The sequence below is a fragment of the Halochromatium roseum genome (assembly GCF_016653315.1).
Taxonomy (GTDB): Bacteria; Pseudomonadota; Gammaproteobacteria; order Chromatiales; family Chromatiaceae; genus Lamprobacter; species Lamprobacter roseus.
The window spans coordinates 14,391-36,742 of the sequence record NZ_NHSH01000065.1; the positions used below are offsets into that span (position 1 = coordinate 14,391).

Genomic DNA, 22,352 nt, shown 5'->3' on the forward strand with positions numbered 1-22,352 from the left:
TGCGCTGCCCAAAACGGCGGTGCGTCGAGGTCAAGTATCTCGCAGGTTCGCAATCCCGTGCGGCACATGGCCGGTGGTCACATGGCCCTGGGTATCGCGGCAATGGTGCTCTTGATCGTCGAAGAAGATATCGGCATCGAAGGCAGCCAAGAAGGGCCCCTTGGACAGGCCATCAAGGAACAGCGATTCATCGATCCGGATGTTCCAGGCGCGCAAGGTGCGCACCACCCGTTCATGGGTTGGAGCACCGCGGGCGGTGATCAGCGCCGTTCGCAAAGGCGCCTCATCGATCGGGAATAGGGCCTGAATGCGCCGCAGTGCAACGAGAAACCCCTTGAACGGTCCATCGGATAGCGGCTTTTGCGCGGCAGCAACCTCATTCGCGGTGAATGCGGCTAAGCCTTCGGCGCGAAAGATCCGCTCCGACTCATCGGAAAACAGGACGGCGTCGCCATCGAAGGCGATACGCAGCTCCTCATCATCGTCGTCGACCGCGGGTCGAGCCGGAGCCGGCAAGATGGTCGCCGCGGCGCAGCCCGCTTCGAGTGCCTGGCGCACATCATCACGGTCCGCCGACAAGAAGAGATGGGCGCCGAATGCGGAGACGTATCGGTAGGGGCTAGCACCACTGGTAAAGGCCGCGCAATGGATCGCAAGCCCATGATGGCGAATCGAGTTGAAGACCCGCAGCCCCGTGTCACTGCTGTTGCGCGAGAGGAGGATGACCTCGACTCGGCCCCGATCGCCAAGCCGTTCGTTCAGGGCGAGCAGCTTTTTGACCAGAGAGAAGGCAACGCCTGGTGCCAAGATCTCACCCTCATGCGCCACCTGGTAGGCATGATAGGCCTCGACCCCGTGCTCTTCGAAGACGCGATGAGACTCCGAGAGGTCGAACAGGGCGCGAGAAGAGATCGCAACGACGAGACGAATCTGGGGGCCAGTCGTCGTCGCGGCCTCGCTCGCCACGCGGCCAGGGGATTGTTCTGGGGCAAGCCCTGAGTTGGCCGTGCTCACCAGCGCCAGAGCGGGCTCGCCCAATCCTAGCGGGCTCACCAAGGCATGAACGAATTCATGAAGTGCATCGGGCGACCGATACTGCGATTCATCGAGCCAAGATCTTCGCGCATTGTCGCGGTGGTGAAGGTCATCGACTGCATCGATTGGGTCATGGTCTCAATCGAACTCAACATCGGCTCTAGGGTAGCGACATCCCGCGCCATCGAATCGACACCCACCGTCATGGTGCGGACGTTCGAACTTATCTGGCCCATGTTGTCGGAGATCGACTGCATGTTGCTCGCGAGTACCGTCATATTCGAGTCGACACTGATGGCCAGATAATGGACGTCCTTGGCCAAGCTGAACACGAGATAAAAGCCATAGGCGGCGAGGATGATGAAGGCGAACAGCGTCGGATAAACGATCAGCTCCCAGCGTCGAGCGCTGGTCTCAAACGCCTGCGAAAGACGATCCATCGCGAACTGGCTCGCTGCAGGATCGCCTTCTGGCGACTCGAGTCCGGTTGTGCCCGTCTTGTTAAAAGCCTCTCGCTCGAGCGGGTTCTTGCCTGTCATAAGAAATCACCACCTCTCAGGTACCGCCGCGGCCCTCCCAAGGCCAGACCATTGGGTCGGCGCCGGGTGGTATGCATCGGCCGATTGCCGCGCTGAAACTGACGACAGCGTCGGCAAGCCTGCCGATAAATCAGTCTACGAAGCGTAACACGAACGCAGGCTTATACAAGCAATCCGCGCTCAAGACGAGACGTCCAAAGCCTCCGAGCTTCGGTGCCGATCGTTAACTCAACACCTCGGGAAACAAGCTTGCAGCGAGCGCGTAAAATTCTTTCGCCCCTTTGCCTCGGGACTCGAGCTCGAACACGGCCAAGCCTTCGCTAAAGGACCGCCGGAACACGGTGCGTTGCGACAATCGCGACTTCACGAACCGGATATCAGGCAACGCAACCAAGGCGGCCGCCGCTTCGTCGGTCTCCCGGACCGCATGATGGGTATCGCCCCGATTGATGAATCCGAGAATCTCCGGGGGATGAGTGCGCTCAACCGACTTCACCAATTGGATGAAGCGTTGCGTTGACCAAATATCCGCTTGCGAGGGAGGTACCGGCACGATCACACGGTCGCAATGCTGTATCGCCGCGCGCAAGGCCTCCATATCAGAGGTGCCGACATCGATCAGGGTCTCGTCGTGCTCACGGAGCTTATCGGTGCCAAGGGAGGCCCAGTCCAACACTGGAAGCACGGGCTCAAAACCCTCTTCACGCCGCACCGCAGTGACGTCGGTCAGGGTACCCTGTGGGTCGGCGTCTACCAGTTGTACGTCGACCTCGGCCATCGACAACCAGACGCCCATATTAAAGGTGAGGGTGCTCTTACCGGAGCCGCCCTTCAAGGAGCCGATGACTGTAATCATCCGTTCTTGCCGCGATCACGCAAAGTGGCTGGAGGGGTTGGAGTGTAGCAAGACATCAACGCAGCGAGGGCTGCGGCGAGTAGCCTGACCACTCATCATCCGCATGGTAACCGAATGTAACGCCTTCGTCTTGGTAGCTGCGCCAGGGGCCGCGAGGCAGATAGTCGCGCTCATCGATCTGGGGATAAGGGCTGTCTGCGAGTGAGCGTGCATTATCCCGCTCGGACAGCGGACGAAACTCCCAGCCGGCGGAGCCACCTGGACGCAACGCTTGGAGATCGGGGTCGGGGCGAAACTGATAACCACCCGATCCGTACAGCCGATTGCCGTCGGCGTCCGTGAAACGTTGCTGACTGGAGACATCCCACTCCGAAGCGGCATCCCCTGACCAATAGTCGCGTCGCTCATACAGCGATCGGCCATCAGATCGACCACCGACGCTGTCGCGCCAATATCGGCCCTGGCTCGGCTGTCGCCATCCGTCGCTCCCTTCGCTCGGCGCCTCCCGCCAGCGACGCTGATCGCTCCAGTCGGATATCGGCGCTCCCGATTGCCAGTGATGGTCGTGGTCGGCAGCGCCACGGCCGCCGGCATCGAAATCGTCTCGTGGCGCCGAGGACCAGGTTGCGTCCCGAGGATCTTCTGACAGATACCACTGACTCCGGCTATCCCAAGCGCCAGGCCAGTCTGAGCCCTGCCGACCAGGATCTGTTCGCCCCCATTCAGGTGGTCGTGGTGTCCGGTAATCACCGGGGGAGGCGCGAGCTGTGCTGGAATAAGCCGATGACCCATGGCTATCCGTCTCGTAAGGATTCCAAGCCCATAGGAGAGGGCTTGCGAGCAGCGGAATCATGGCCAGCAAGACCAGATGCAGCCGAGCCCGCACAGGTCGCCGCCCACCTAGGGTTGAGCGACCTCGCGCTGAAGGTCTCGAATGCATTCTTTTCATGGTGTCTACCGCATTAACTGGTTTCAGGCCCGTCGTTATCGTCCGTCTTGAGGCGAATACCGCGTCTCGAGGCCTTCGGCTGCGGCTTCGCTGGCGCCGCCTTCTTCGTCGTCGCCTTTTTTGCCGTTCCTTTCTTCGTCGCCGCCTTCTTCGTCGCTGCCTTCTTGACCGGAGCCTTTTTCGCCGCAGCCGGCTTTGCCGGTGCCTTAGGCTCGGCAGCTGTAGCCGACGTCTCCGCTAACGCCTCACTATTCACTGTAGTCGGCTCTGGCCTACTTGTCTGATCTGACGTCTGATCTGGCTCCGATTCCGGGCGCTCAGACGCACCGGCAACAGAGGCACTGGCGGACCCGGCGTCCGTTTCTGACTGACGCAACGCATTGGGCAGTGGCCCGGCTGGCGCGGTTCCCGCTGGCGGTGATGATCGCCGTTTCTTGAGCATTCCCTTGATCCAATCCAACAGCAGCAAGAACAGACCTCGGAAGGCATAGAGCGCGAGCGTCAGAACGCCGCCAATCTTGGCCAAGACGCCGCCGCTCTTTTGCTTACCCTGGGTAGAGGTCGAGTGGGTCGCGCGACCAGGCTCATCGTGCTGTAGATCTTCGGCGCAAGGAACCACCATCCCGGGCGGAGCACTCGCGACGGCCACCTCACAGAGATCCTTGCTCGCGGCGACACAACCGAGAGGGATCACGATCAAGGTCAGCAGCGTCGAGACCAGCACGCCTGATGACAACGAGATCGCCATGCCTTGGAAGATCGGATCGGTGACGATGACGCTCGCGCCAGCCACCAGCGCAAGCGCCGTGATCACGATCGGTCGTGTTCGCGTCGTACAGGAACGAATCACCGCCTCAGCGACCGGCACGCCCTTCTGCACCTCATGGATGGAAAAATCGACTAGCAAGATCGAGTTACGCACGATGATACCGGCCAAGGCAATCCAGCCGATCATCGAGGTGGCGGTGAACTCGCCCCCATAGCCAAGCTCGAAGGCCAGCCAGTGCGCCGGGATGATGCCGAGCAAAGTCAACGGAATCGGCGCCATGATCACCAGTGGGATACGGAAGTTTCCGAACTCCCAGACCACCAGGACGTAGATCAGGATCAAGGCGACGCCGAACGCGGCACCCATGTCGCGGAAGGTCTCGTAGGTCACGGTCCACTCGCCCGCCCATTCAAAGCTCGATACCTGATCCGAGGGCGGCGGCCCCAGCCAGTAGGACTCCGGTTTCACCCCATCCGGCGCTACATAGCCCATCTCGTCGATGCGATTCTGGATCTGCATCATCGCGTAGACAGGTGCCGCTAGGGCACCCCCGACATCCGCCACTACGTACTCAACCGCACGCAGGTCTTTCCGATAGACGATCGACTCCTCGGGCACACGCTCAAAGCTTCCCAGCTCACGCAGTGGAATCGTCGTGCCAGAATTGGTTCGCACCGGCAGATCACCGAGGCCCTGAATCTGCGAGCGTTCGGCGAGCGGCACCTGTACCACGATATCCACCGGCTCGTGGCCAGCACGCATCTTCACGTCGCCGATCTCAGCCCCACCAAGAGCCATAGTCAGATTGCGGTTGATGGCATCCACCGAGACGCCGCGACGCACGGCCTTTTCGGTGTCGACATCAAAACGCCAATAGTCGAAGGACTCGCGCAGATAGTTGTCGACATCGCGCGCGCTCTCGGCTTGGGCAAAGATGTCAGTCAGTTCCTGCGCAAAGGCGCGCCGAACCTCCGCGCTCGGGCCGTGGATCTCGGCCACGACTGACTGCAGCACCGGCGGTCCAGGTGGCATCTCGACCACGGCGATGCTGGCGCCGTTCGCATCCGCCAGCGGCTTCAGCATCTCACGCGCCTCGACCGCAATCTCGTGGCTGCTGCGGTCACGATCGTGCTTATTGGTCAGCTGCACCTGCAGCTCCCCCTGCCAGGGATCGGAGCGCAAGTAGTAGTGGCGCACCATGCCGTTGAAATCGAACGGCCGCGCCGTGCCAGCGTAGAGCTGAATCGCGGTGACCTCCGGCATGCTGCGGATCTTCTCCGCCATCTGATGCGCCAGATTGGCGGTCACCGGCAACGCGGTACCCTCGGGCATGTCCAACACCACCGAAAACTCCGGCTTGTTGTCCAGTGGCAGCATCTTCACCGGCACCCACTTGAAGTAGAAGAAGCTCAGGGTGAAGAGGAAGGTGCCCCAGAGCACCAGCTTAAAGATCAGACGCTTGTGCTTATGCTCGATCAGCGGGGTGAGGATGCCGACATAGAGCTTCTCGAGGTTCTTCGACTCTTGATGCTCGCGCTTCTCGGCGATTTCCAAATAGCGCATGGATGGCCGCAGCCACTTCGAGATCGCCAGATAGGGCGTGAACACGAAGGCCGCGAACAGCGAGATCAGCATCGCCACCGAACCCAGCGCCGGAATCGGCATCATGTAGGGGCCCATCATGCCGCTGACGAAGCCCATCGGCAGCAAGGCCGCAATCACGGTAAAGGTCGCGAGGATGGTCGGATTACCCACCTCACGCACCGCATCGACCGCAGTGACCTCATCGGTACGACCTTCCTCGAGCCAACGCCGGTAGATATTCTCGACCACCACGATGGCGTCATCGACCAAGATGCCGATCGAAAAGATCAGCGCGAACAGGCTCACACGGTCGATGGTGTAATCGGCGATCCATGCCACAAAGATGGTCATCAACAGGACCACCGGAATCACCAACATGACCACGATCGCCGGCTTCAGCGCGCGGAAGGCCGCCAGTACCAGCAAGAAGACGAAGAAGGTCGCGATGAACAGCTTGAAGATCAGCTCCGAGACCTTCTCATCGGCGGATTCGCCATAATTGCGAGTCACACTCACCGCAACATTGTTCGGGATACGCTCGCCTTTGATCTCCTCGACCTTGTCCAGGATCGCATTCGCCACCGTCACGCCGTTGGTCAGCTCTTTCTTCGCGATCGCGATGGTCACCGCAGGCGCGCCATCAGCCCTGAGATCACTCCCAGCCGCCGGACCGCTGTAGTAGGCGACCAGCTGATCCGCATCCTCCGGCCCTTGGCGCACGCGTGCGATGTCATGCACGTAGACCGGGATCTCGTTATAGGTGCCAACCACCAAGCGCTGGATATCTTCAGCTCCCTTCAAGAACGAGCCCGAGACCACTGAGAAATGCGTGCCACTCGATTCAACACCACCAGCGCTCGCCTCAGCGTTCGCCGCGCGGATGGTACTCGCCACCTCGTCCAGACTGATTCGATAGCCAGAAAGCCGTTCCGGATAGGCATCAACGGTAATCTGCTCGGCCCGCCCGCCGACGATGAAACTGTTGCCGGTGTCCTTGACCTCCTTCAACGATTGCAGCACGTCTTGCGCGAGCAGCCGCAGTTGTCCGTCATCGACATCAGGCCGGCCGTTGCCATCGACGTCCTTGGACCAGAGCGTCAGGGTAACGATCGGCACATCGTCGATGCCCTTGGTCTTCACCAAGGGCGGCATCACCCCAGGCGGGATCTTGTCCATGTTGGACGACAGCTTGTCGTTGACCTTGACCAGCGACGGGCCGACCTCCTCGCCGACCTCGAACTCGACTGTCACCAGCCCTTGGCCACGTTGTGCGGCGGAGTAGACGTGCTTAACGCCCGGGATCTCGCTCATGATCCGTTCGAGCGGCTGCATCGTCAGACTCGAGACCTGCTCTGCCGAGGCGCCCGGATATTGCACCATGATGTCGATCATCGGTACTGAGATCTGCGGGTCTTCTTGACGCGGCGTCGCGATGAGACCGAGCAGTCCCATCATCAACATCGCCACATAGAGCAATGGCGAGAGGGGTGAGCGGATGAAGAAACGGGCAGTTCGGCCTGCAAGACCGAGACTGTCACCATCCATCGAAGCAAGGGAGCGAGCGTCTTCTGGCGCTGCGGTGCGAGGGCTATCGTCCTGGCTCATAGCGTGTTTCTTACATCAGGGGCAGACGTGAAAAAACCGAGACAGGGAACAAACGGCAGAACCCCGCCTCGGTCCTCGGAGAACATCTCAGCGGCTTGAGCGGTCGCCCTGCGACCAGCCAGTGGCGATGCCAGGTCCCGGGTTGCTGAGGATGCGCTCACCGGCACGGAGACCACTGAGCACAGTCACACCACCATTCGGTGTCGGCTCGCCGACGCGGATCAAACGCAGGTGCGGATTGCCCTCTTCGTCGAGCACATAGACCCCAGGAAGGCTGCCGTTATAGCGAATCGCCGTGCGCGGCACGACCGGATTCACGCGCGCCGGTGCGTTGAAGTCCGGCACCAAGACCTTGGCATACATGCCCGGCTCAGAGACGCCTTTCGGCAGGTCGAACTTGACTTTCACCGTGTGTCGCTGCGGATCAGCCATGGGATAGACCTGCGCAACGCGCACCGGCACATTGCCCGCATCACCCACCTCATCGGCCGCCGAGCGCGGACGTGCCGGAACATCAAGCTCTGCACGCAGCATCGCCCCCTCGCGCAGACCAGGCCGCAGCCGTGCCGGGACGTCGACCTCGACCTGCAGGTACTCGACGTCGGCAAAGGTCAGCAGCGGTTGGCCGGGTTGCACCGTATCGCCAACCTCGATGAACTTGCTGACAATGACGCCGTCAAAGGGCGCGATTGAGCGCGCATCGCGCAGTTTCGCATCCAAGGCCCGCAACTCCGCCTGCAGCTGCATCATGGCATTGCGCGCTTCCTGAATCTGCGTGCCAGAGGCGTATAGATCGGCAGAAAGCTCGGCGTCCTGATCGCGATCACCGATGAAATCCTCCATCGGCCGCGTGAAGAACTGATCGAAGAGATTCGGCACGCCCATGCCACCTGGCGAGGTCCGCGAGCGTGGCGAATACAACTCCCGACTGTACTGCACGCCAGCATTGCGCAATTGCGCGTCCGCCGTCGCCATCTGCGCAAGTAGCGCCTGACGTTTGGCCTTCAACTCGCTGGCGTCCAGTGAGACCAGCAGATCACCGCTGTCGAATGCATCGCCCTCGATGCCGGCGAGATAGTCGACCCGCCCTGGTAGCTGTGCCGCCAGCGTCACCTCTTTGTACGGCACGACGGTACCGCCGACGGAGACGGTCGGCAGACCCTCCGCCTGCTTGACGACATAGATGTCTTCTACGGTCTGGGCTGATACCGCAGTGACGGCACCCATAGCGGCGAGGAGCCCGATCGAGAGCATGCGCATAATTAGATTTCCCATGATTTCGGGTACCCGAGAGCTGAATACGGCGAATCCGCAAGCTGGACAGTCGCGAGCCTCGGCTCAAGCCCCTGGCACACTCCTGCCAAGCCTGGCGCCGCGAGCCAGAGATCAGCAGAAGAGCAGGGGATGCTGCGCTTGATGCACAGCACTCCATGTAAGACCGGCTCGGCTATCGGCAATAGCCCCGGCCTAACAGCGGTCGGCTCTAGAGAACGCAGTCTGCAGTTGAGGCCCATTCGCACTGACGGTGGTGGTACTGATGAGTCTGATCGTTATTGTTGGCTAGATAGAAGACGAGCCAAGCCGAGAAGTATCCTGAAAATACTGCCTGATATCAAGCAAAGCAGGCATTTAGGCCAAAAAAATCAGCCCCTTAGATGCCGCAAAATCCTGCTTTCGCCGCAAAGGCGGCCGCAAAAAACAGCTAAGCCATTGACTACCGCATGCTTTATCGACTGAGGGCGCACTTAACCCCTTAGTCCGCACGGACACTACCCTGCATGGATCAGAGCGTATAGTATCCGCTGGCGTTCAAGCTTTCACCCGCCCTCGAGCTCGACCACGATTATTGACAGGAGCATGACGCATGTCTTCAGCCGCCGGCCCGGAAAGCGTGCAGAGGCGTCTCAACGACCTCGAAAGCCACCTAGAGCAGGAAAACCCGATCCTCTTGAGCGCAGTACAGAGCTTCCGGACGCTCGACCGGGTCGCCTACGACATGCACCTACTGCCCGAGAACAAATCGTTCGCCAGCCAGGTACCCTGGTGGCCACTGATCTCAGTGCTTGGCACCTTCTCTGCCGGTAAGTCGACCTTCATCAACGACTTCCTCGGTCAGACCATTCAGCGCACCGGCAACCAGGCCGTCGATGACCGTTTCACCGTCGTCGTCTACAGCCCGGAGACCCGCAGCCACGCCCTGCCCGGCGTGTCACTCGATTCCGATCCGCGCTTCCCCTTCTACCAGATGTCGCGCGAGATCGAGCGCGTCGCCGGTGGCGAAGGCAAGCGTATCGACGCCTACCTGCAGCTCAAGACCTCCTGCAGCGACCGCTTGCGCGGCAAGATCCTGATCGACTCACCCGGCTTCGACGCTGACGCCCAGCGCGATGCCATCCTCAGCATCACCGACCACATGATCGACCTCTCCGATCTGGTGCTGGTGCTGTTCGACGCCCGCCACCCAGAGCCGGGCGCGATGCGCGACACACTGCAACATCTGGTGGTCAGGACCAAGAACCGCGCCGACTCCAGCAAGTTTCTCCATATCCTGAACCAGATCGACACCTCAGCCAAAGAGGACAACCCGGAAGACGTCGTCGCCGCCTGGCTGCGGGCACTTGGCGAGGTCGGCATGACTACCGGACGCTTCTTCACCATCTACAGTGGCTCGGCACCGGGCATCCAGGACCCGACCCGGCGCGAACGCTTCGAGCGCAAACGTGATGCCGACCTGAGCGAGATCTACGAACGCATGGACCAAGTCGAGATCGAGCGCGCCTATCGCATCGTCGCCTCGCTGCGGCAGACCGCGACCAGCTTTGCCGATGAGACCGTGCCACTGCTCGAGACCGCCGTGCGGCGCTGGCGCGCACGCACCCTGATGGCCGACCTCATTGTGCTCGTCACCATGATCTCATTGTTCTTGGCTTGGAGCATCAGCAGCGGCCATTGGAACGCGCTCTCCTATGAGCCGGCTTGGCTCGAGACACTTGAAGGCTGGGGCCTCAACTGGGCCTTGCAGGGTGCCGAGGCGCTTGCGCTGCTGGCCTTTGTCGCCGCGCACTTCGGTCTGCGCAAGCTCGCCGCTTTCAGCGTGCGTCCCTGGCTGCGCAAGCAACTGCGCGATGAAAAACTGCCCGGCAATGTGCTCGAGGCGTTCCAGATCAACACCCGCAGCTGGCAGACCTTCTTCCTCGGCAAGCCGCTGGGCTGGAACGACTGGTCAGAGGGACGCATCGCCAAGGTGCTGCATGACTGCGAGACCTATGTGCAGAATCTGAACGAGCGCTTCACCAATCCACGCGGACTCAAATCCACTCCAGCACGCGACTGAGTCAGCGGGCGGCGATGGGCACGCCGATCCATATCGGCGTCGATCTTGGCGGCACCAAGATCGAGGCTGCCGCACTGGACGACGCGGGCCAACTGCTGCAGCGCAAACGTATTGCAACGCCACGCCATGACTACCCAGGCACCCTTGCCGCCATCCATGGGCTGATCTTGGCACTCGAGGCCGAACTCGGGGTCCGCGCCAGCATCGGCATCGGCACCCCAGGCGCGGTGTCGCCGTTCAGCGGACGCTTGCGCAACGCCAACTCGGTCTGGCTCAACGACCGCAGCCTGTGCAGCGATCTGGAGCACTGTCTGCGGCGTCCGGTGCGCATCGCCAACGATGCCGACTGCTTCACCCTCTCCGAGGCGACCGATGGCGCCGCTGCCGGCGCCCGCTCGGTGTTCGGCGTCATCATTGGCACCGGCACTGGCGGCGGTGTCGTCATCAATGGGCAGTTACTCAGCGGACCCAACGCCATCGCCGGCGAATGGGGGCACAACCCACTACCTTGGCCGCAAGACGATGAACGCCCGGGGCCCCATTGTTATTGCGGCAAGTCTGGCTGTATCGAGACCTGGGTCTCCGGTCCGGCGCTGAGCGCGGACCTTAAGCGCCACAGCGGCCGCCAGCTCGACGGCAAGGCCATCGCGGCCGCCGCCGAGCAGGGCGACACCGATGCCGAGGCCGCGCTACAACGCTATGAGGATCGGCTTGCGCGCGCGCTGGCGTCGGTGATCAACCTGCTCGACCCCGAGGTCATCGTGCTCGGCGGTGGCCTGTCTAATCTGCAGCGGCTCTACCAGCACCTGCCTGAGCGAATTCGCCCCTACATCTTCGGCGATGGCCTCGCCACCCGGATCATCCCGCCCCGCTTCGGCGACGCCAGTGGTGTGCGCGGCGCAGCCTGGCTGTGGCGCTAGCTGCACGCACGAATAGTCGGCAACAGGTCTTTAACAGACTGCGCCTGCATCCTGACAACCAACACTGGCAACGACTTGAAAAGGTGTAACTCATACACTAAGTTAACCAAAGGGAAACAGCCAACAGCCGTCAACGATGACCGACAAGCCCCAAACCAGCGATGCCGCCACCGCCACCAACCCTGGGCAGCCTTATTGCTACCGCTACCCACATCCGGCGGTCACCACTGACGTCGTCCTGTTTACGATTCGCGACGATCGGCTACAGTTGCTACTCATCGAGCGCGGCAACGAGCCGTACAAGGGCAGCTGGGCGCTCCCCGGCGGCTTCGTTGATATCGATGAAGACCTCGCGACCTGCGCCGCGCGTGAGCTGGCGGAAGAGACCGGGGTCGAGAACCTGTACCTCGAGCAGCTCGGCACCTTCGGCAAGCCCGGACGCGATCCGCGCGAGCGGGTGATCAGCGTCGCCTATCTGGCATTGGCACCCGAGTCTAGGCTCCAGGTACGCGCCGGCGATGATGCCGCGGCCGCCGCCTGGTTTCCGGTCACGGCCTTGCCACCACTGGCCTTCGACCACGACGAGATCATTGCGATGGCCCATCGCCGTCTGGTGGCCAAACTCGACTACTCGACCATCGCCTTTCAGCTCGTGCCAGAGACCTTCACCCTCAGCGAGCTGCAACGGGTCTACGAGACCCTGGTTGATGCAGAGATCGACAAGCGCAACTTCCGCAAGTGGGCGCAAGCGTTGGAGGTCATCGAAGACACCGGAGAACTCCGCCGGCGCGGCAGCCATCGCCCGGCGCGCGTCTATCGCTTGCTCGACCGCGAGCGCATCGCGTTCCTCAAATAGTTAGCGCTCATTGCCTGATGCCTGATGCCTGATGCCTGATGCCTGATGCCTGATGCCTGATGCCTGATGCGCTCAACAACCGCCCGTCGGTAAGCCGTTGCAGCGGCGATTCGACCAAGACCGAACACAAAACGGCCATTGCGCCCAAGCATTGGGCCCACAGCATTGCGCCCAAGACCTGATCGATCCTCAGCAACCAACGATGATCGTCCACGAACAGCCGCAGTCGCCCCGGAGACAAGCATGACCACCGCGACCCAGGAAGCCCCCATCCGCGACCGCATCCAGGTCCCTGCGCATCCGACCTGGCCAGCCCTCGACGCTGCCGCCAAGACCGCGCTCAAGGACCGCATCAAGCGCCTGCTCGCCGAACAGAACGCGGTGCTGGTCGCGCATTACTATGTCGACGGCGACCTGCAGGAGCTGGCTGAAGAGACCGGCGGCTATGTCGCCGACTCGCTGGAGATGGCCCGCTTCGGCGCCGAGAGTGGCGCCAAGACGCTGGTCGTCTGCGGCGTGCGCTTCATGGGCGAGACGGCCAAGATCCTCAATCCCGAGAAGCGGGTCTTGATGCCGACGCTGCAGGCCACCTGCTCGCTCGACGAGGGCTGCCCGGCTGAGGCCTTCAGCGCCTTCTGTGACGCACATCCCGATCACAGCGTCGTGGTCTATGCCAACACCAGCGCCGAGGTCAAGGCACGCTCAGACTGGGTCGTCACCTCCAGCATCGCGCTACCGATCGTCCAGCACCTGCATGAGCGCGGCGAGAAGATCCTCTGGGCGCCCGATAAGCACCTCGGGCGCTACGTGCAAAGACAGACCGGCGCTGAGATGCTGCTCTGGGACAGCGCCTGTGTCGTGCATGAGGAGTTCAAGGGCTTCGCGCTCGAGCGCGTCCGACGATTGCATCCGGACGCAGCCATTCTGGTCCACCCTGAATCCCCCGATGAGATCGTCGACCAGGCCGACGTGGTCGGCTCCACCACCCAGCTGATCAAGGCCGTCCGCGACTTGCCCAATCGCGAATTCATCGTCGCCACCGACGAGGGCATCTTCTGGAAGATGCACCAACTTGCACCCGACAAGACGCTGATCGCCGCCCCCACCGCCGGCGAAGGCGCCACCTGCGAGAGCTGTGCGCACTGCCCCTGGATGGCGATGAACGCGCTGCAAAATCTCGAACAGGTACTGCGGCGCGGCGACCAGGAGATCCAGATCGATGAGGCCATCCGCCAGCGCGCCGTGATCCCGATCCAGCGCATGCTCGAGTTCGCCCGCGAGCAGGGCATTGGTCAGACTCGCGGCATTCGCTGAGCCTCGACAGACGACGCCACAAGGCGATGTCTGACAAAGGGGATACCGCCTTGCGAGTCTTGGCGCCCGCCTTCCGCCATGACGCCCCGAACGCGACAGGCTGAAAAGCCAGAGTCTTCGATGAGCACCAACGACGCTTTATCATCCAGCACCGAGATCGAGCGCCTGCTGGCAATCGATCGCGGCCACGCCTGGCATCCCTACACCTCGACCATCGACCGCGACCCGGTCTATCCAGTCCGCGCCGCCCAGGGCTGCGAGATCGAGCTGATGGATGGCCGCCGCCTCATCGACGGCATGGCCTCTTGGTGGTGCGTGATCCACGGCTACAACCATCCACTGCTCAATCAGGCCGCGCGCGAGCAGCTCAAGCAGATGGCGCATGTGATGTTTGGCGGTCTGACCCATGCGCCGGCGGTCGGGCTGGTCGAGCGGCTTGTGCGGATCACGCCTGAGCCGTTGCAGCAGGTTTTTCTTTGCGATTCCGGCTCGGTCGCGGTCGAGGTCGCGATGAAGATGGCGCTGCAGTATCAGCAGGCCATCGGTCAGCGCAAGCGCGTGCGCTTTCTCACCCTGCGCTCTGGCTACCACGGCGATACCTTCCATGCGATGTCGGTCTGCGACCCAGTCACCGGCATGCACCATCTCTTCAACCAAGTACTGCCACAGCAATTCTTCGCGCCGGCCCCGACAGCGCGTTTCGGCGAGCCCTGCAGCGATGACGACATTGCTGAGTTTGAGCGCCTGATCGAGACCCATCGCGACGAGATCGCGGCGGTCATCCTAGAGCCCATTGTCCAGGGCGCCGGTGGCATGCGCTTCTACTCGGCCGAGTACCTGCAGCGGGTGCGCGCGCTCTGTGACGCGCATGGCGTGCTGTTGATCGCCGACGAGATCGCCACTGGCTTTGGCCGCACCGGCCGGCTGTTCGCCTGCGAGCACGCCGGTATCAGCCCAGACATCATGACGCTCGGCAAGGCGCTCACCGGCGGCTATCTGACCTCGGCCGCCACGCTGACGACCGAGCAGGTCGCGTATGCCATCTCCAGCGCCGAGCCGGGCGCCTTCATGCACGGCCCGACCTTCATGGGCAACCCACTGGCCTGCGCCATCGCCACTGCCAGCATCGACCTGCTGCTTGGGCCTAGCCCTGGCTCCGGCACCGGCGGCCAAGGCTGGCAGGCCAATATCGCGCGCATCGAGCAGCGGCTCAAGAGCGACCTTGAGCCCTGCCGCGAACTCCCTGGAGTCGCCGACGTCCGCGTCCTCGGCGCCATCGGCGTGGTCGAGATGGAACAGCCGGTCGCCATGCGTGAGATCCAGCGTCGTTTCGTCGAACGAGGCGTCTGGGTGCGTCCGTTTGGGCGCTTGGTCTACCTGATGCCACCCTTCATCATCAGCGACGAGGAGCTGCAGTGGCTCACAGCGGCGGTTGTCGAGGTACTTGCGCAGTCAGCGCCCACGTAGGCGCGCAGGCCGGTGCCGAAGTGTCCGCCCTGCAGGGTGCTTGGCAATTCGCCGCACAGCCACTCGCCATCCGGGGTTTGCCAGACCTCAAGGCGGTAGCGGGTGTTGTGCGCTTGAATCTTGAGATCTTGGACCACCACGTCGCGATAGCCCTTGAAGCGCGAGCCCGGTGGGGGTAGTTGACTCGGCGGAATACGGCAGTCTTCGTGGATCTTCAGCTGCGCGGTTTTGGCGCGCTTGCTCGAGCCCGGGCGCTTGCGAGTGCCTTTGGACGGGTCCTCGTCGCCTTCCTGGTCCTCGCCTTGTCCGGCCTTCTGCTCCATCCCGATGGGCTTGAAGCGCGGCTTGCCTTTCTCGCCCTTGAGCTTCGCGATCTCATCGCGCAGTTGTTGGATGGTCTCGGTCTGCTGCTGGGTCTGCTCGGCCAAGGTCTCGATCAGGCGCACCAACTCCTCGATCAGCGCGGTGCGCTCGGTCTCGGGAATGAGTGGGAGTTCGATCACAGCGGTTCAGGCAGGGACTTGTCGGGGTCAGGATGAGAGTGTCTGGTCGCCATGGTAACGCAGCAGCGACTCCCGGTTGCCATGACTTATTGAGAAGTTACTGCATGCGCGGTGTCAATCAACCCACCAACCCGGCCCGATCAAGCCGACGTATCAGCGCCGATTTGCGACTGTGCTGATCTCGCAGCCGTCGCAAGCGAGCGGAAAAGGCCTCGAGCGCACCATCGGTCTCGGCAAGCTCGCGCAGATCCTTGAGTCGCTCGACCAGCTGTTGGTAAGCGGATGCAGAACGCTGTTCGACGAGGTCATCGACCTTGCGCCACAGCACCTCTTCTTGACCACGCAGCGTGGTGAGATAGCGTTTGCGCGCCGCGGCCGCTTCGGCCGCCTTACGCGCTTGTTCGGCGGCGCGTGCCGCGTCCTCGCGCTGCCGACGTTCGCGATGGAGCATCTCGGCGCGTTCGAGCAACTGGCCCACCGTTCGGCGAGCCGGCAAGCCCTCCGCATCCTCGCCTGGCTGCAGCTCGCGCTCGATCTGCTGCCGCAGCTCGGCAAGGCGATAGGGCTGGTCGCCGATGATCAGTTCCGCGAGCAACGCATCTTTCTCGGCCGTTGAGCGCTCGGCCAACCAGCGTTCAATGTCGGCCGCACCGATCGCATGGGCCTGTAGCGGGGCACTCGCCTCCGCGGCGGTGACGAGCAGATCCTGCGGGATGCGGAGAAACTCGGCCAAGGCCCGATGAGGGGCATCCAGCTCGCCCAGGCCGGGCGGAACCGGCGGCTCCTCGGCCACCTCGTCGAGATCACCGGCACCGGCCTGCGCCAGCCACCCGAGATACAGACTGCGACGGTCACCACGCATCAGGCTCGAGCGTACCCCGATCAGAGACGAGAGCCAGCCGTGCCCTTCCTCCCAGTCCGGATTGTCCGTCTGCGAGATGAAGGAGAGCACGAGATGCTCTGCGGTCTGCCACCCTTCCAGGCCGTCCTCAAGCAGATAGTCACCGATCTCGCGCTCCTTCAGCAAGGCAAGGGGCAGACGCAGCATCAGCCAGCGCGTGCCCCAATTGGCAACGTGGAGGAAGGCATCGAAATAGCGCTCCATCCAGCGCCGTGGACTTCCCTTGAAATCACCCCAGTGATATTCGTTCCAAAACCGAGTCGGGGTGATCTCGGCGCGCGAGGACCAGCGCCGCAGCTCAGTCATGTCCTCAGCGCTCAAGGGCTGATCAATGGTTTGGAACTCGAAGTATTGATACTCGCTCATCAGGGTCTCAGGCAGTTGATTGCAGATCCACCGGCGGCAGCGCCGCAAGGACCGCGGCCGCTGCAAGCGGACCAACCGTCCTGTTTGGATTCCTCGCCGACTGCGGCCATTGAGCAGGATTGTTTCGGTGCATCGAGGAGGCCGATGCTGGTGGCACCCATGTCGAGCGTGCAGTCCCAAACCGATCCTGATGAGAAGGGTAGCATTTCACCCCGTCTGCCGCTTTCACGGGCAGCGGTACCTTGCCTGCTCGCCCCCGCTCGATGACCTACGCGCGTGGGGTGCCGTCGTTGCAGTCGAGCCTGCGCGGTGCGGGTATCAGGGCAAGCGATCAGGCTGGCGGCGAGCATCCTGGGCAATATCATTGAATAGAACAGCCCGGCTAGTGCTTTCTTGTTGGAGACATTTGCGCTGTAGCGATTTTCGGCCGCCCAGCCCCCGCAGAGCCAGAGCGATTCCGCTGGCGGAGCAGCGCGAACGGGGCATCCAAAGCGCACGGGAGCGCCACCAGACCCTTCAGATGAGATTTATTCTCATCGCTCGCGAATCATCGGCAAGCGCCACCCTCGGGAGCCTTGCCCCGATCCAAAACCGCCTGCTTGAGCGGAGGTCGGGCTAACCCGTCGCCGGGATCGGCTGCACCAACGAGCGCATCTGCTCGGGGCGACCCTGTCGGACATGGCCCAGCGCCATGGCCATCATCACCGCGATGGCCAAGCCGACGCGGGTAGTCATCTTGGCGATGCCGCGGATGAAGTGCAGCTCAAAGCCGAAGTGGCGATCGATGCGATTGTTGATCCGCTCCAAGGCGCTGCGGCGTTTGTAGCCGCGCTGCCAGCTCGGGCTACCCTGTGGCGTGGGGACGAAGATGCGCCGGTCGTGCTCATCGAGCTTGATGCGCACCACGCGCCCAAACTCCCCGGGTGTCACCCCACCGGCCTGGTGGCATTGGGCCTGACCTTGGCACTCCAGCCCATAGGCGGCCGCCGGGCAGCGGTACTTGAGGGCGTTGCGATCGGCCTCGAAGCCCTGAAAGGCCAGGTCGCGTTGTTCGCCGGTGACCGGACAAACGCAGTGAACCGAGCCCTTCTCGGTGTGCACGATGGTGTCAGCCCGCTCGGGATTGAGGGGGCGAGTGATCGGCTTGGAGGGGTCGTAGTCTGGGTCGTTCTTCTCCTCGCGCCACAGCGCTCGGGTGTCGATCAGCGGGCGGATGGCGTACTGATCCCACAGCAGCGCCTTGGTTTCGGCGCTATCGAGTCCGCGATCGGCACTGAAGTCTCGGCAGCGTTCAGCCAACGCCGGGGTCTCGCTGAACAGGTCGCGGATCATCGCCCGTAGGGTCGGCTGTTCCGACACCGAGGCGGGCGTGAGTTCAAAGGCTACCGGGATCTCATACTGGGTATCGGCGATCAGGTGCAGCCCGTAGCCGAACCAGCGCTTGATCTTTTTCCAGGCTTTGCCGGTGGCGGCATCAACGCCTTGGGTTTCGTGATGGCCCCAATCGGCATCGGGGTCGGAGGTCTGAGCGCTCGTGCGCGCTTTCTGCCCGGTGCTGTGACTGGCGATGTCGGTGCCATCGAAGCCGAGATGCTGACCGAAGTCGGGCAGCTCCGCCATGAGCTGCTCGCGCAGGATCACCGCCAGCTCACTGATCATGCCCAGCATCTCTTCCAGCTCGATGACCTTGGCCAGAAAGCGCGAGACGTTCCAGCTTGAAGGCGCCGCGTGCACCGGCGCTGGCGTTGGCGGCACCTCAATGCGCGCGAGGCCCGTCTCAGGATCGGTCACGATCTGGGGCTTGGGCTTGCGCTGAATCGGCAGCGGGTCGAAGCCGCAGGCCTCCATGAGGCTGGGATTGCGGGCGAGCTCGCGCAGCAGGGATTCGATGCTCGCGTGCTGGAAGACAATACCGGCAAGCAGGGCGTTCCACATCGGGCGCACTGGATAGTCGTTGCGCCCCTGTTGGCGCATCACCTCAAGGTATTGCATCAGGCGCTCATCGGGGAGATGATCGATCGCTAACTGCAGGCGATCGAGGTCGCTGCGCGCCTCGATCGCGTCCCAGGAAAACAGGTTCGTTTGTGTCATGGTCACCAAGGGGTCTCTCCTCTTCAGGGGTGTCGTCTCGACAGCGACAATGATCCCTTGGTGGCCGCCCTTTTTCACCCCCTGCGGGGCGGCTGGGGTGATTTTTCCCCTTCTCGGCCGAGCGTCACGCGCAAGTCATTGATTGTTCGTTCTCCGCTGGGGTAAACGAAATCCGACCCGACTTGTAGGCTCATTCAATTCAGTGAGTTAGAGACTGCGCAAATGTCTCTGTTGGAGCCAGCACAGCCCTGGGCTTGCTTGAACACAACTCCGATAGGTGATGAATGACCCTTGAAGCCTGGCTCTCCCTCGCCCTGCTCTGCGTGCTCGGCGCCATGACCCCGGGTCCGAGCTTGGCGGTGGTGCTCGGCAGCATGCTGCGTGGTGGGCGTGGCGCGGGGCTGGCGGCGGCCCTGGCCCACGGCCTTGCGGTCGGGCTCTATGCCGTGCTGACGGTTGCCGGTCTGGCGGCGTTGCTGACCGCCTCGCCCAGGCTGTTCGCACTGCTGCAGCTCGCCGCTGCCGGCTACCTGGTCTTTCTGGCCAGCGGCGCGCTGCGCCAACGCGCGATGATGACACCAGCCACTGGGGACGCGATCAGCGGTGAGAGAATCGTCATGGCCGCCCGCGATGGCTTCATGATCGCCTTCCTGAACCCGAAGCTCGCGATCTTCATGCTGGCGCTGTTCGCGCCCTTTATCACCGTCGACCAGGGACTCGGCGCCAAAGCGCTGCTGGTGCTCACCATCGGCGGCATCGATGCGCTGTGGTACTCAACCGTGGTCCTGGTGCTGGTGCGCAGCGGACTGCTGGTGGCGCTGGAGCGCCATGTCGTCTATGTTGGACGGATCTATGCCGCGCTGCTGCTGGCGCTGGCCCTGTTCGTCGCGAGCCGCGCCATCTCAGCGTTGTTCTGATTGCTCACCGAAACCGAGTGGAGCAAAGAGCACCAAAACACGACTTGTCAGTGCAGGTTCCTCCGCATCACCTGACAATTCCGAGTGTATAGTTGCGACTAGCGCACCGCACACCAAAACGGCATCCCCTGCCAGGATGAACGCTGCCCCACGTGCGGCACCAAGCTGCTGCCCGAGGGCGCGTACCACGACCAACGATTGCAACAGAAGCCCCAAGGCTAAGGTGGGCGCGCAATGAGGGTGCTATTGATCCAAAATATTTTTGGATATCGCCAGCGCAACTCTCGCCATGGCAGCTTTTGGGCCGAAACAATGCTGGACCGACACATTGCTGGACTGGCGCATGCTGGGCCATGCTGGGCAACACCAGATCCGACATCATACCGGCAGCACCGGCATCACCGTGCACGACGAACCGATACACCAATTTTTCAGGATAAACCTTGACAAGACTGTCTGCAGAAGCCGATGTCGAGTCCCCGCAATCGCTTCGGAACAACCCAGCCGTCCTCGACGATTCCATGACACTGAAAGAAGCCCTCAGATCACTGACCGTGATCGAACTGAAGCAACGCTGCAGCCAGATCCCGGACCTACGGACCGGGAACGTCAAAGACAGTCTGGTCAACGGCCTCGCTGGCTATCTGCTCTCCGATGCACTCGCCACACTGGTCGCCGGGCTGAGCGAGCTGGAGCGCAACGCCGTCGCCGAGACCCTTTACAACTGGAATGGCAGTTTCAGCGCAGTGGCCTTCAAAGCCAAATATGAAGCACTGCCGGATCATTTCACCTACGACCCTTATCTCTGGCTCGGGCTCGGCCGTTCGAAGACCAAGCACCAGCCCAGCACACTCAAGCTGTTCTTCTTCGGCACGGACATCCCAACCGACCTCGCCGCGCGTCTGGCGCAACTGGTACCAGAGCCGCCGCCCCTGCGCATTGCCACTCTGGATGACGAGCAGTTACCGGAGACGGTCACCATCAAGCATTTCAGCGGTGACGAGTCCGAGCCCCTGCGACGAGCAGACACCGAGATGATGGCCCATCAGGATCTACCCGCGGTGCTCCGGCTGATTGCAGAGGGCGGCATTGGCGTGGGCCCCAAGACCGGCCTGCCCAGCGCCGCCGCGATCCGGCGCCTTGAGTCGGTGCTGCTCGGCGGCGACTGGTATGGCGCCGAGGATGACAATGACGAACCGCGCTGGGCCGGCGGACCAATCCGCCCGATTCGCCCCTTTGCCTGGCCACTGCTGTTGCAGACCGGCGGCCTGGCGAAGATCGACGGCAGCAAGCTCGGCTTGACCGCCAAGGGTAAGAAGGCGCTGTCGCAGCCCGTTCACGAGGTCGTCAAGCAGCTGTACGAGCGCTGGCAGCGCAAGGGCAGCCCCGATGAGCTGCGCCGTGTAGACCTGATCAAGGGGCAGACCAGCAAAGGCGTCAGACTCACAGCGCCGATGGACCGGCGCTTGGTCATCGAAGACGCCCTGCGCGCCAGCTGCCCGGTGGGCGAATGGCTCGCCGTGGATGACCTGTTCCGGCAGATGAAGGCCGAGGGTTACCGCTTCGATGTCAGCGGAAACCCCTGGAAGCTGTATCTTTCGGATGCCAATTATGGCTCACTCGGCTATGACGGCGCTGCCAACTTCGAGATCCTCGAGGCGCGCTACACGCTGGCTTATCTGTTCGAGTACCTCGCCACGCTCGGCATAATCGATATCGCCTACTCACGACCCTACCGCGCTCGACCCGACTATTACGATCATTGGGGCGCCGACGACCTCGATTTTCTGAGCCGCTACGACGGTCTGCGCTACCTGCGCCTCAACGCGCTCGGTGCCTACTGCCTGGACCTGACCGAGCACTACGTCGCTCAGCTCGCGGAGCGCCCCCCCTTGTTCCGGATGGACGTGGATCTAAACCTCGATCTGCTCCGGCCAGCGGAGCCTGCCGAACAGCTACAGTTAGAGCAGATCGCGAAGTCGCTGTCGGCGGATCGCTGGGGCCTGAACACGGAGGCCCTCTTCAACCGCGGCGTCGATGCCGCCGAGCGCGAGCGCATCCGAACCTTCCTCGAAACGTCCGTAGAGGGCGACCTGCCAGCCGAGGCGACCAATCTGCTCGCGCGCGTCGAGGAGCGCGCCACGGCGCTGACCGATGCCGGCCCGGCGCGGCTGATCCAATGCCGCGATGCCGCCTTGGCCGCGATGCTCAGCACCGATCCGGCCACCGCCGCGCATTGCAGCCGCGCCGGTGAGCGGCAGCTCTGCGTGCCGCAGAAGAAGCTCAACGCCTTCCGCAAGGGACTGGCCAAGCTCGACTTCGTCCTGCCGGAGCTTGCACCTTGAC

Annotated in this window: 16 protein-coding genes; 7 read left to right on the top strand and 9 right to left on the bottom strand. The window is 62.6% G+C overall.

Annotated elements, in window-relative coordinates; all coding sequences use genetic code 11:
• Window positions 1-30 precede the first annotated feature (30 nt).
• The 6 genes from CCR96_RS16200 to CCR96_RS16225 all read right to left on the bottom strand — a co-directional run bounded on the left by CCR96_RS16200 (window position 31) and on the right by CCR96_RS16225 (window position 8,564).
• Window positions 31-966: a 5'-nucleotidase gene (locus CCR96_RS16200; protein ID WP_201221776.1), complete on the bottom strand. Its 936-nt coding sequence runs from the start codon at window positions 964-966 to the stop codon at window positions 31-33.
• 83 nt (window positions 967-1,049) lie between these two features.
• The gene (locus CCR96_RS16205; protein WP_420827278.1) at window positions 1,050-1,574 is read right to left on the bottom strand and encodes a hypothetical protein; all 525 of its coding nucleotides are present in this window, start codon (window positions 1,572-1,574) and stop codon (window positions 1,050-1,052) included.
• A gap of 223 nt (window positions 1,575-1,797) precedes the next feature.
• Entirely contained in the window at window positions 1,798-2,430 is a 633-nt protein-coding gene (locus CCR96_RS16210) for a nucleotide-binding protein (RefSeq protein ID WP_201221167.1), read from the bottom strand.
• A 55-nt stretch (window positions 2,431-2,485) separates the two neighbouring features.
• Window positions 2,486-3,316, bottom strand: a complete 831-nt coding sequence (locus tag CCR96_RS16215) for a hypothetical protein (protein ID WP_201221169.1) — start codon at window positions 3,314-3,316, stop codon at window positions 2,486-2,488.
• Window positions 3,317-3,392: 76 nt separating this feature from the next.
• The gene (locus tag CCR96_RS16220) at window positions 3,393-7,337 is read right to left on the bottom strand and encodes an efflux RND transporter permease subunit (RefSeq protein ID WP_201221172.1); all 3,945 of its coding nucleotides are present in this window, start codon (window positions 7,335-7,337) and stop codon (window positions 3,393-3,395) included.
• An 87-nt stretch (window positions 7,338-7,424) separates the two neighbouring features.
• Window positions 7,425-8,564, bottom strand: coding sequence for an efflux RND transporter periplasmic adaptor subunit (locus tag CCR96_RS16225; protein WP_242519167.1), 1,140 nt, complete (start codon window positions 8,562-8,564; stop codon window positions 7,425-7,427).
• A gap of 637 nt (window positions 8,565-9,201) precedes the next feature.
• Between CCR96_RS16225 and CCR96_RS16230 the strand changes: the two genes are divergently transcribed.
• The 5 genes from CCR96_RS16230 (at window position 9,202) to bioA (ending at window position 15,228) form a co-directional block, all read left to right on the top strand.
• The gene (locus CCR96_RS16230) at window positions 9,202-10,671 is read left to right on the top strand and encodes a dynamin family protein (RefSeq protein ID WP_201221174.1); all 1,470 of its coding nucleotides are present in this window, start codon (window positions 9,202-9,204) and stop codon (window positions 10,669-10,671) included.
• A gap of 14 nt (window positions 10,672-10,685) precedes the next feature.
• Window positions 10,686-11,591, top strand: coding sequence for an ROK family protein (locus CCR96_RS16235; RefSeq protein ID WP_201221176.1), 906 nt, complete (start codon window positions 10,686-10,688; stop codon window positions 11,589-11,591).
• Between the two features lie 136 nt (window positions 11,592-11,727).
• Window positions 11,728-12,447: an NUDIX hydrolase gene (locus CCR96_RS16240; RefSeq protein ID WP_201221178.1), complete on the top strand. Its 720-nt coding sequence runs from the start codon at window positions 11,728-11,730 to the stop codon at window positions 12,445-12,447.
• 243 nt (window positions 12,448-12,690) lie between these two features.
• Window positions 12,691-13,761: a quinolinate synthase NadA gene (nadA, locus tag CCR96_RS16245; protein WP_201221180.1), complete on the top strand. Its 1,071-nt coding sequence runs from the start codon at window positions 12,691-12,693 to the stop codon at window positions 13,759-13,761.
• A 120-nt stretch (window positions 13,762-13,881) separates the two neighbouring features.
• Window positions 13,882-15,228: an adenosylmethionine--8-amino-7-oxononanoate transaminase gene (gene bioA / locus CCR96_RS16250; RefSeq protein ID WP_201221182.1), complete on the top strand. Its 1,347-nt coding sequence runs from the start codon at window positions 13,882-13,884 to the stop codon at window positions 15,226-15,228.
• Here the strand turns inward: bioA and CCR96_RS16255 are convergent.
• The 3 genes from CCR96_RS16255 to CCR96_RS16265 form a co-directional block, all read right to left on the bottom strand.
• Window positions 15,135-15,731 carry a hypothetical protein gene (locus tag CCR96_RS16255; RefSeq protein ID WP_201221184.1) on the bottom strand — a complete coding sequence of 199 codons (597 nt, stop codon included), beginning with the start codon at window positions 15,729-15,731 and terminating at the stop codon, window positions 15,135-15,137. The genes bioA and CCR96_RS16255 overlap by 94 nt on opposite strands.
• A gap of 118 nt (window positions 15,732-15,849) precedes the next feature.
• Window positions 15,850-16,998, bottom strand: coding sequence for a coiled-coil domain-containing protein (locus CCR96_RS16260; RefSeq protein WP_201221186.1), 1,149 nt, complete (start codon window positions 16,996-16,998; stop codon window positions 15,850-15,852).
• Window positions 16,999-17,613: 615 nt separating this feature from the next.
• The gene (locus tag CCR96_RS16265) at window positions 17,614-19,089 is read right to left on the bottom strand and encodes a transposase (protein WP_242519168.1); all 1,476 of its coding nucleotides are present in this window, start codon (window positions 19,087-19,089) and stop codon (window positions 17,614-17,616) included.
• 284 nt (window positions 19,090-19,373) lie between these two features.
• On the opposite strand from CCR96_RS16265, the gene CCR96_RS16270 reads away from it, so the two are divergent.
• Window positions 19,374-20,006: a LysE family translocator gene (locus CCR96_RS16270; protein WP_201221188.1), complete on the top strand. Its 633-nt coding sequence runs from the start codon at window positions 19,374-19,376 to the stop codon at window positions 20,004-20,006.
• Between the two features lie 521 nt (window positions 20,007-20,527).
• Complete coding sequence (locus CCR96_RS16275) at window positions 20,528-22,351, top strand: hypothetical protein (protein WP_201221190.1); 1,824 nt, start codon at window positions 20,528-20,530, stop codon at window positions 22,349-22,351.
• Window position 22,352 lies beyond the last annotated feature (1 nt).

Excerpts from the sequence above, each read along its gene's own strand:
- CCR96_RS16265 (WP_242519168.1), bottom strand. The coding sequence starts at position 19,089 with ATGACACAAACGAACCTGTTTTCCTGGGACGCGATCGAGGCGCGCAGC.
- CCR96_RS16230 (WP_201221174.1), top strand. The coding sequence starts at position 9,202 with ATGTCTTCAGCCGCCGGCCCGGAAAGCGTGCAGAGGCGTCTCAACGAC.
- nadA (WP_201221180.1), top strand. The coding sequence starts at position 12,691 with ATGACCACCGCGACCCAGGAAGCCCCCATCCGCGACCGCATCCAGGTC.
- CCR96_RS16260 (WP_201221186.1), bottom strand. The coding sequence starts at position 16,998 with ATGAGCGAGTATCAATACTTCGAGTTCCAAACCATTGATCAGCCCTTG.
- CCR96_RS16275 (WP_201221190.1), top strand. The coding sequence starts at position 20,528 with ATGACACTGAAAGAAGCCCTCAGATCACTGACCGTGATCGAACTGAAG.
- CCR96_RS16210 (WP_201221167.1), bottom strand. The coding sequence starts at position 2,430 with ATGATTACAGTCATCGGCTCCTTGAAGGGCGGCTCCGGTAAGAGCACC.
- bioA (WP_201221182.1), top strand. The coding sequence starts at position 13,882 with ATGAGCACCAACGACGCTTTATCATCCAGCACCGAGATCGAGCGCCTG.
- CCR96_RS16225 (WP_242519167.1), bottom strand. The coding sequence starts at position 8,564 with ATGGGTGCCGTCACTGCGGTATCAGCCCAGACCGTAGAAGACATCTAT.
- CCR96_RS16205 (WP_420827278.1), bottom strand. The coding sequence starts at position 1,574 with ATGACAGGCAAGAACCCGCTCGAGCGAGAGGCTTTTAACAAGACGGGC.
- CCR96_RS16270 (WP_201221188.1), top strand. The coding sequence starts at position 19,374 with ATGACCCTTGAAGCCTGGCTCTCCCTCGCCCTGCTCTGCGTGCTCGGC.
- CCR96_RS16235 (WP_201221176.1), top strand. The coding sequence starts at position 10,686 with ATGGGCACGCCGATCCATATCGGCGTCGATCTTGGCGGCACCAAGATC.
- CCR96_RS16240 (WP_201221178.1), top strand. The coding sequence starts at position 11,728 with ATGACCGACAAGCCCCAAACCAGCGATGCCGCCACCGCCACCAACCCT.
- CCR96_RS16220 (WP_201221172.1), bottom strand. The coding sequence starts at position 7,337 with ATGAGCCAGGACGATAGCCCTCGCACCGCAGCGCCAGAAGACGCTCGC.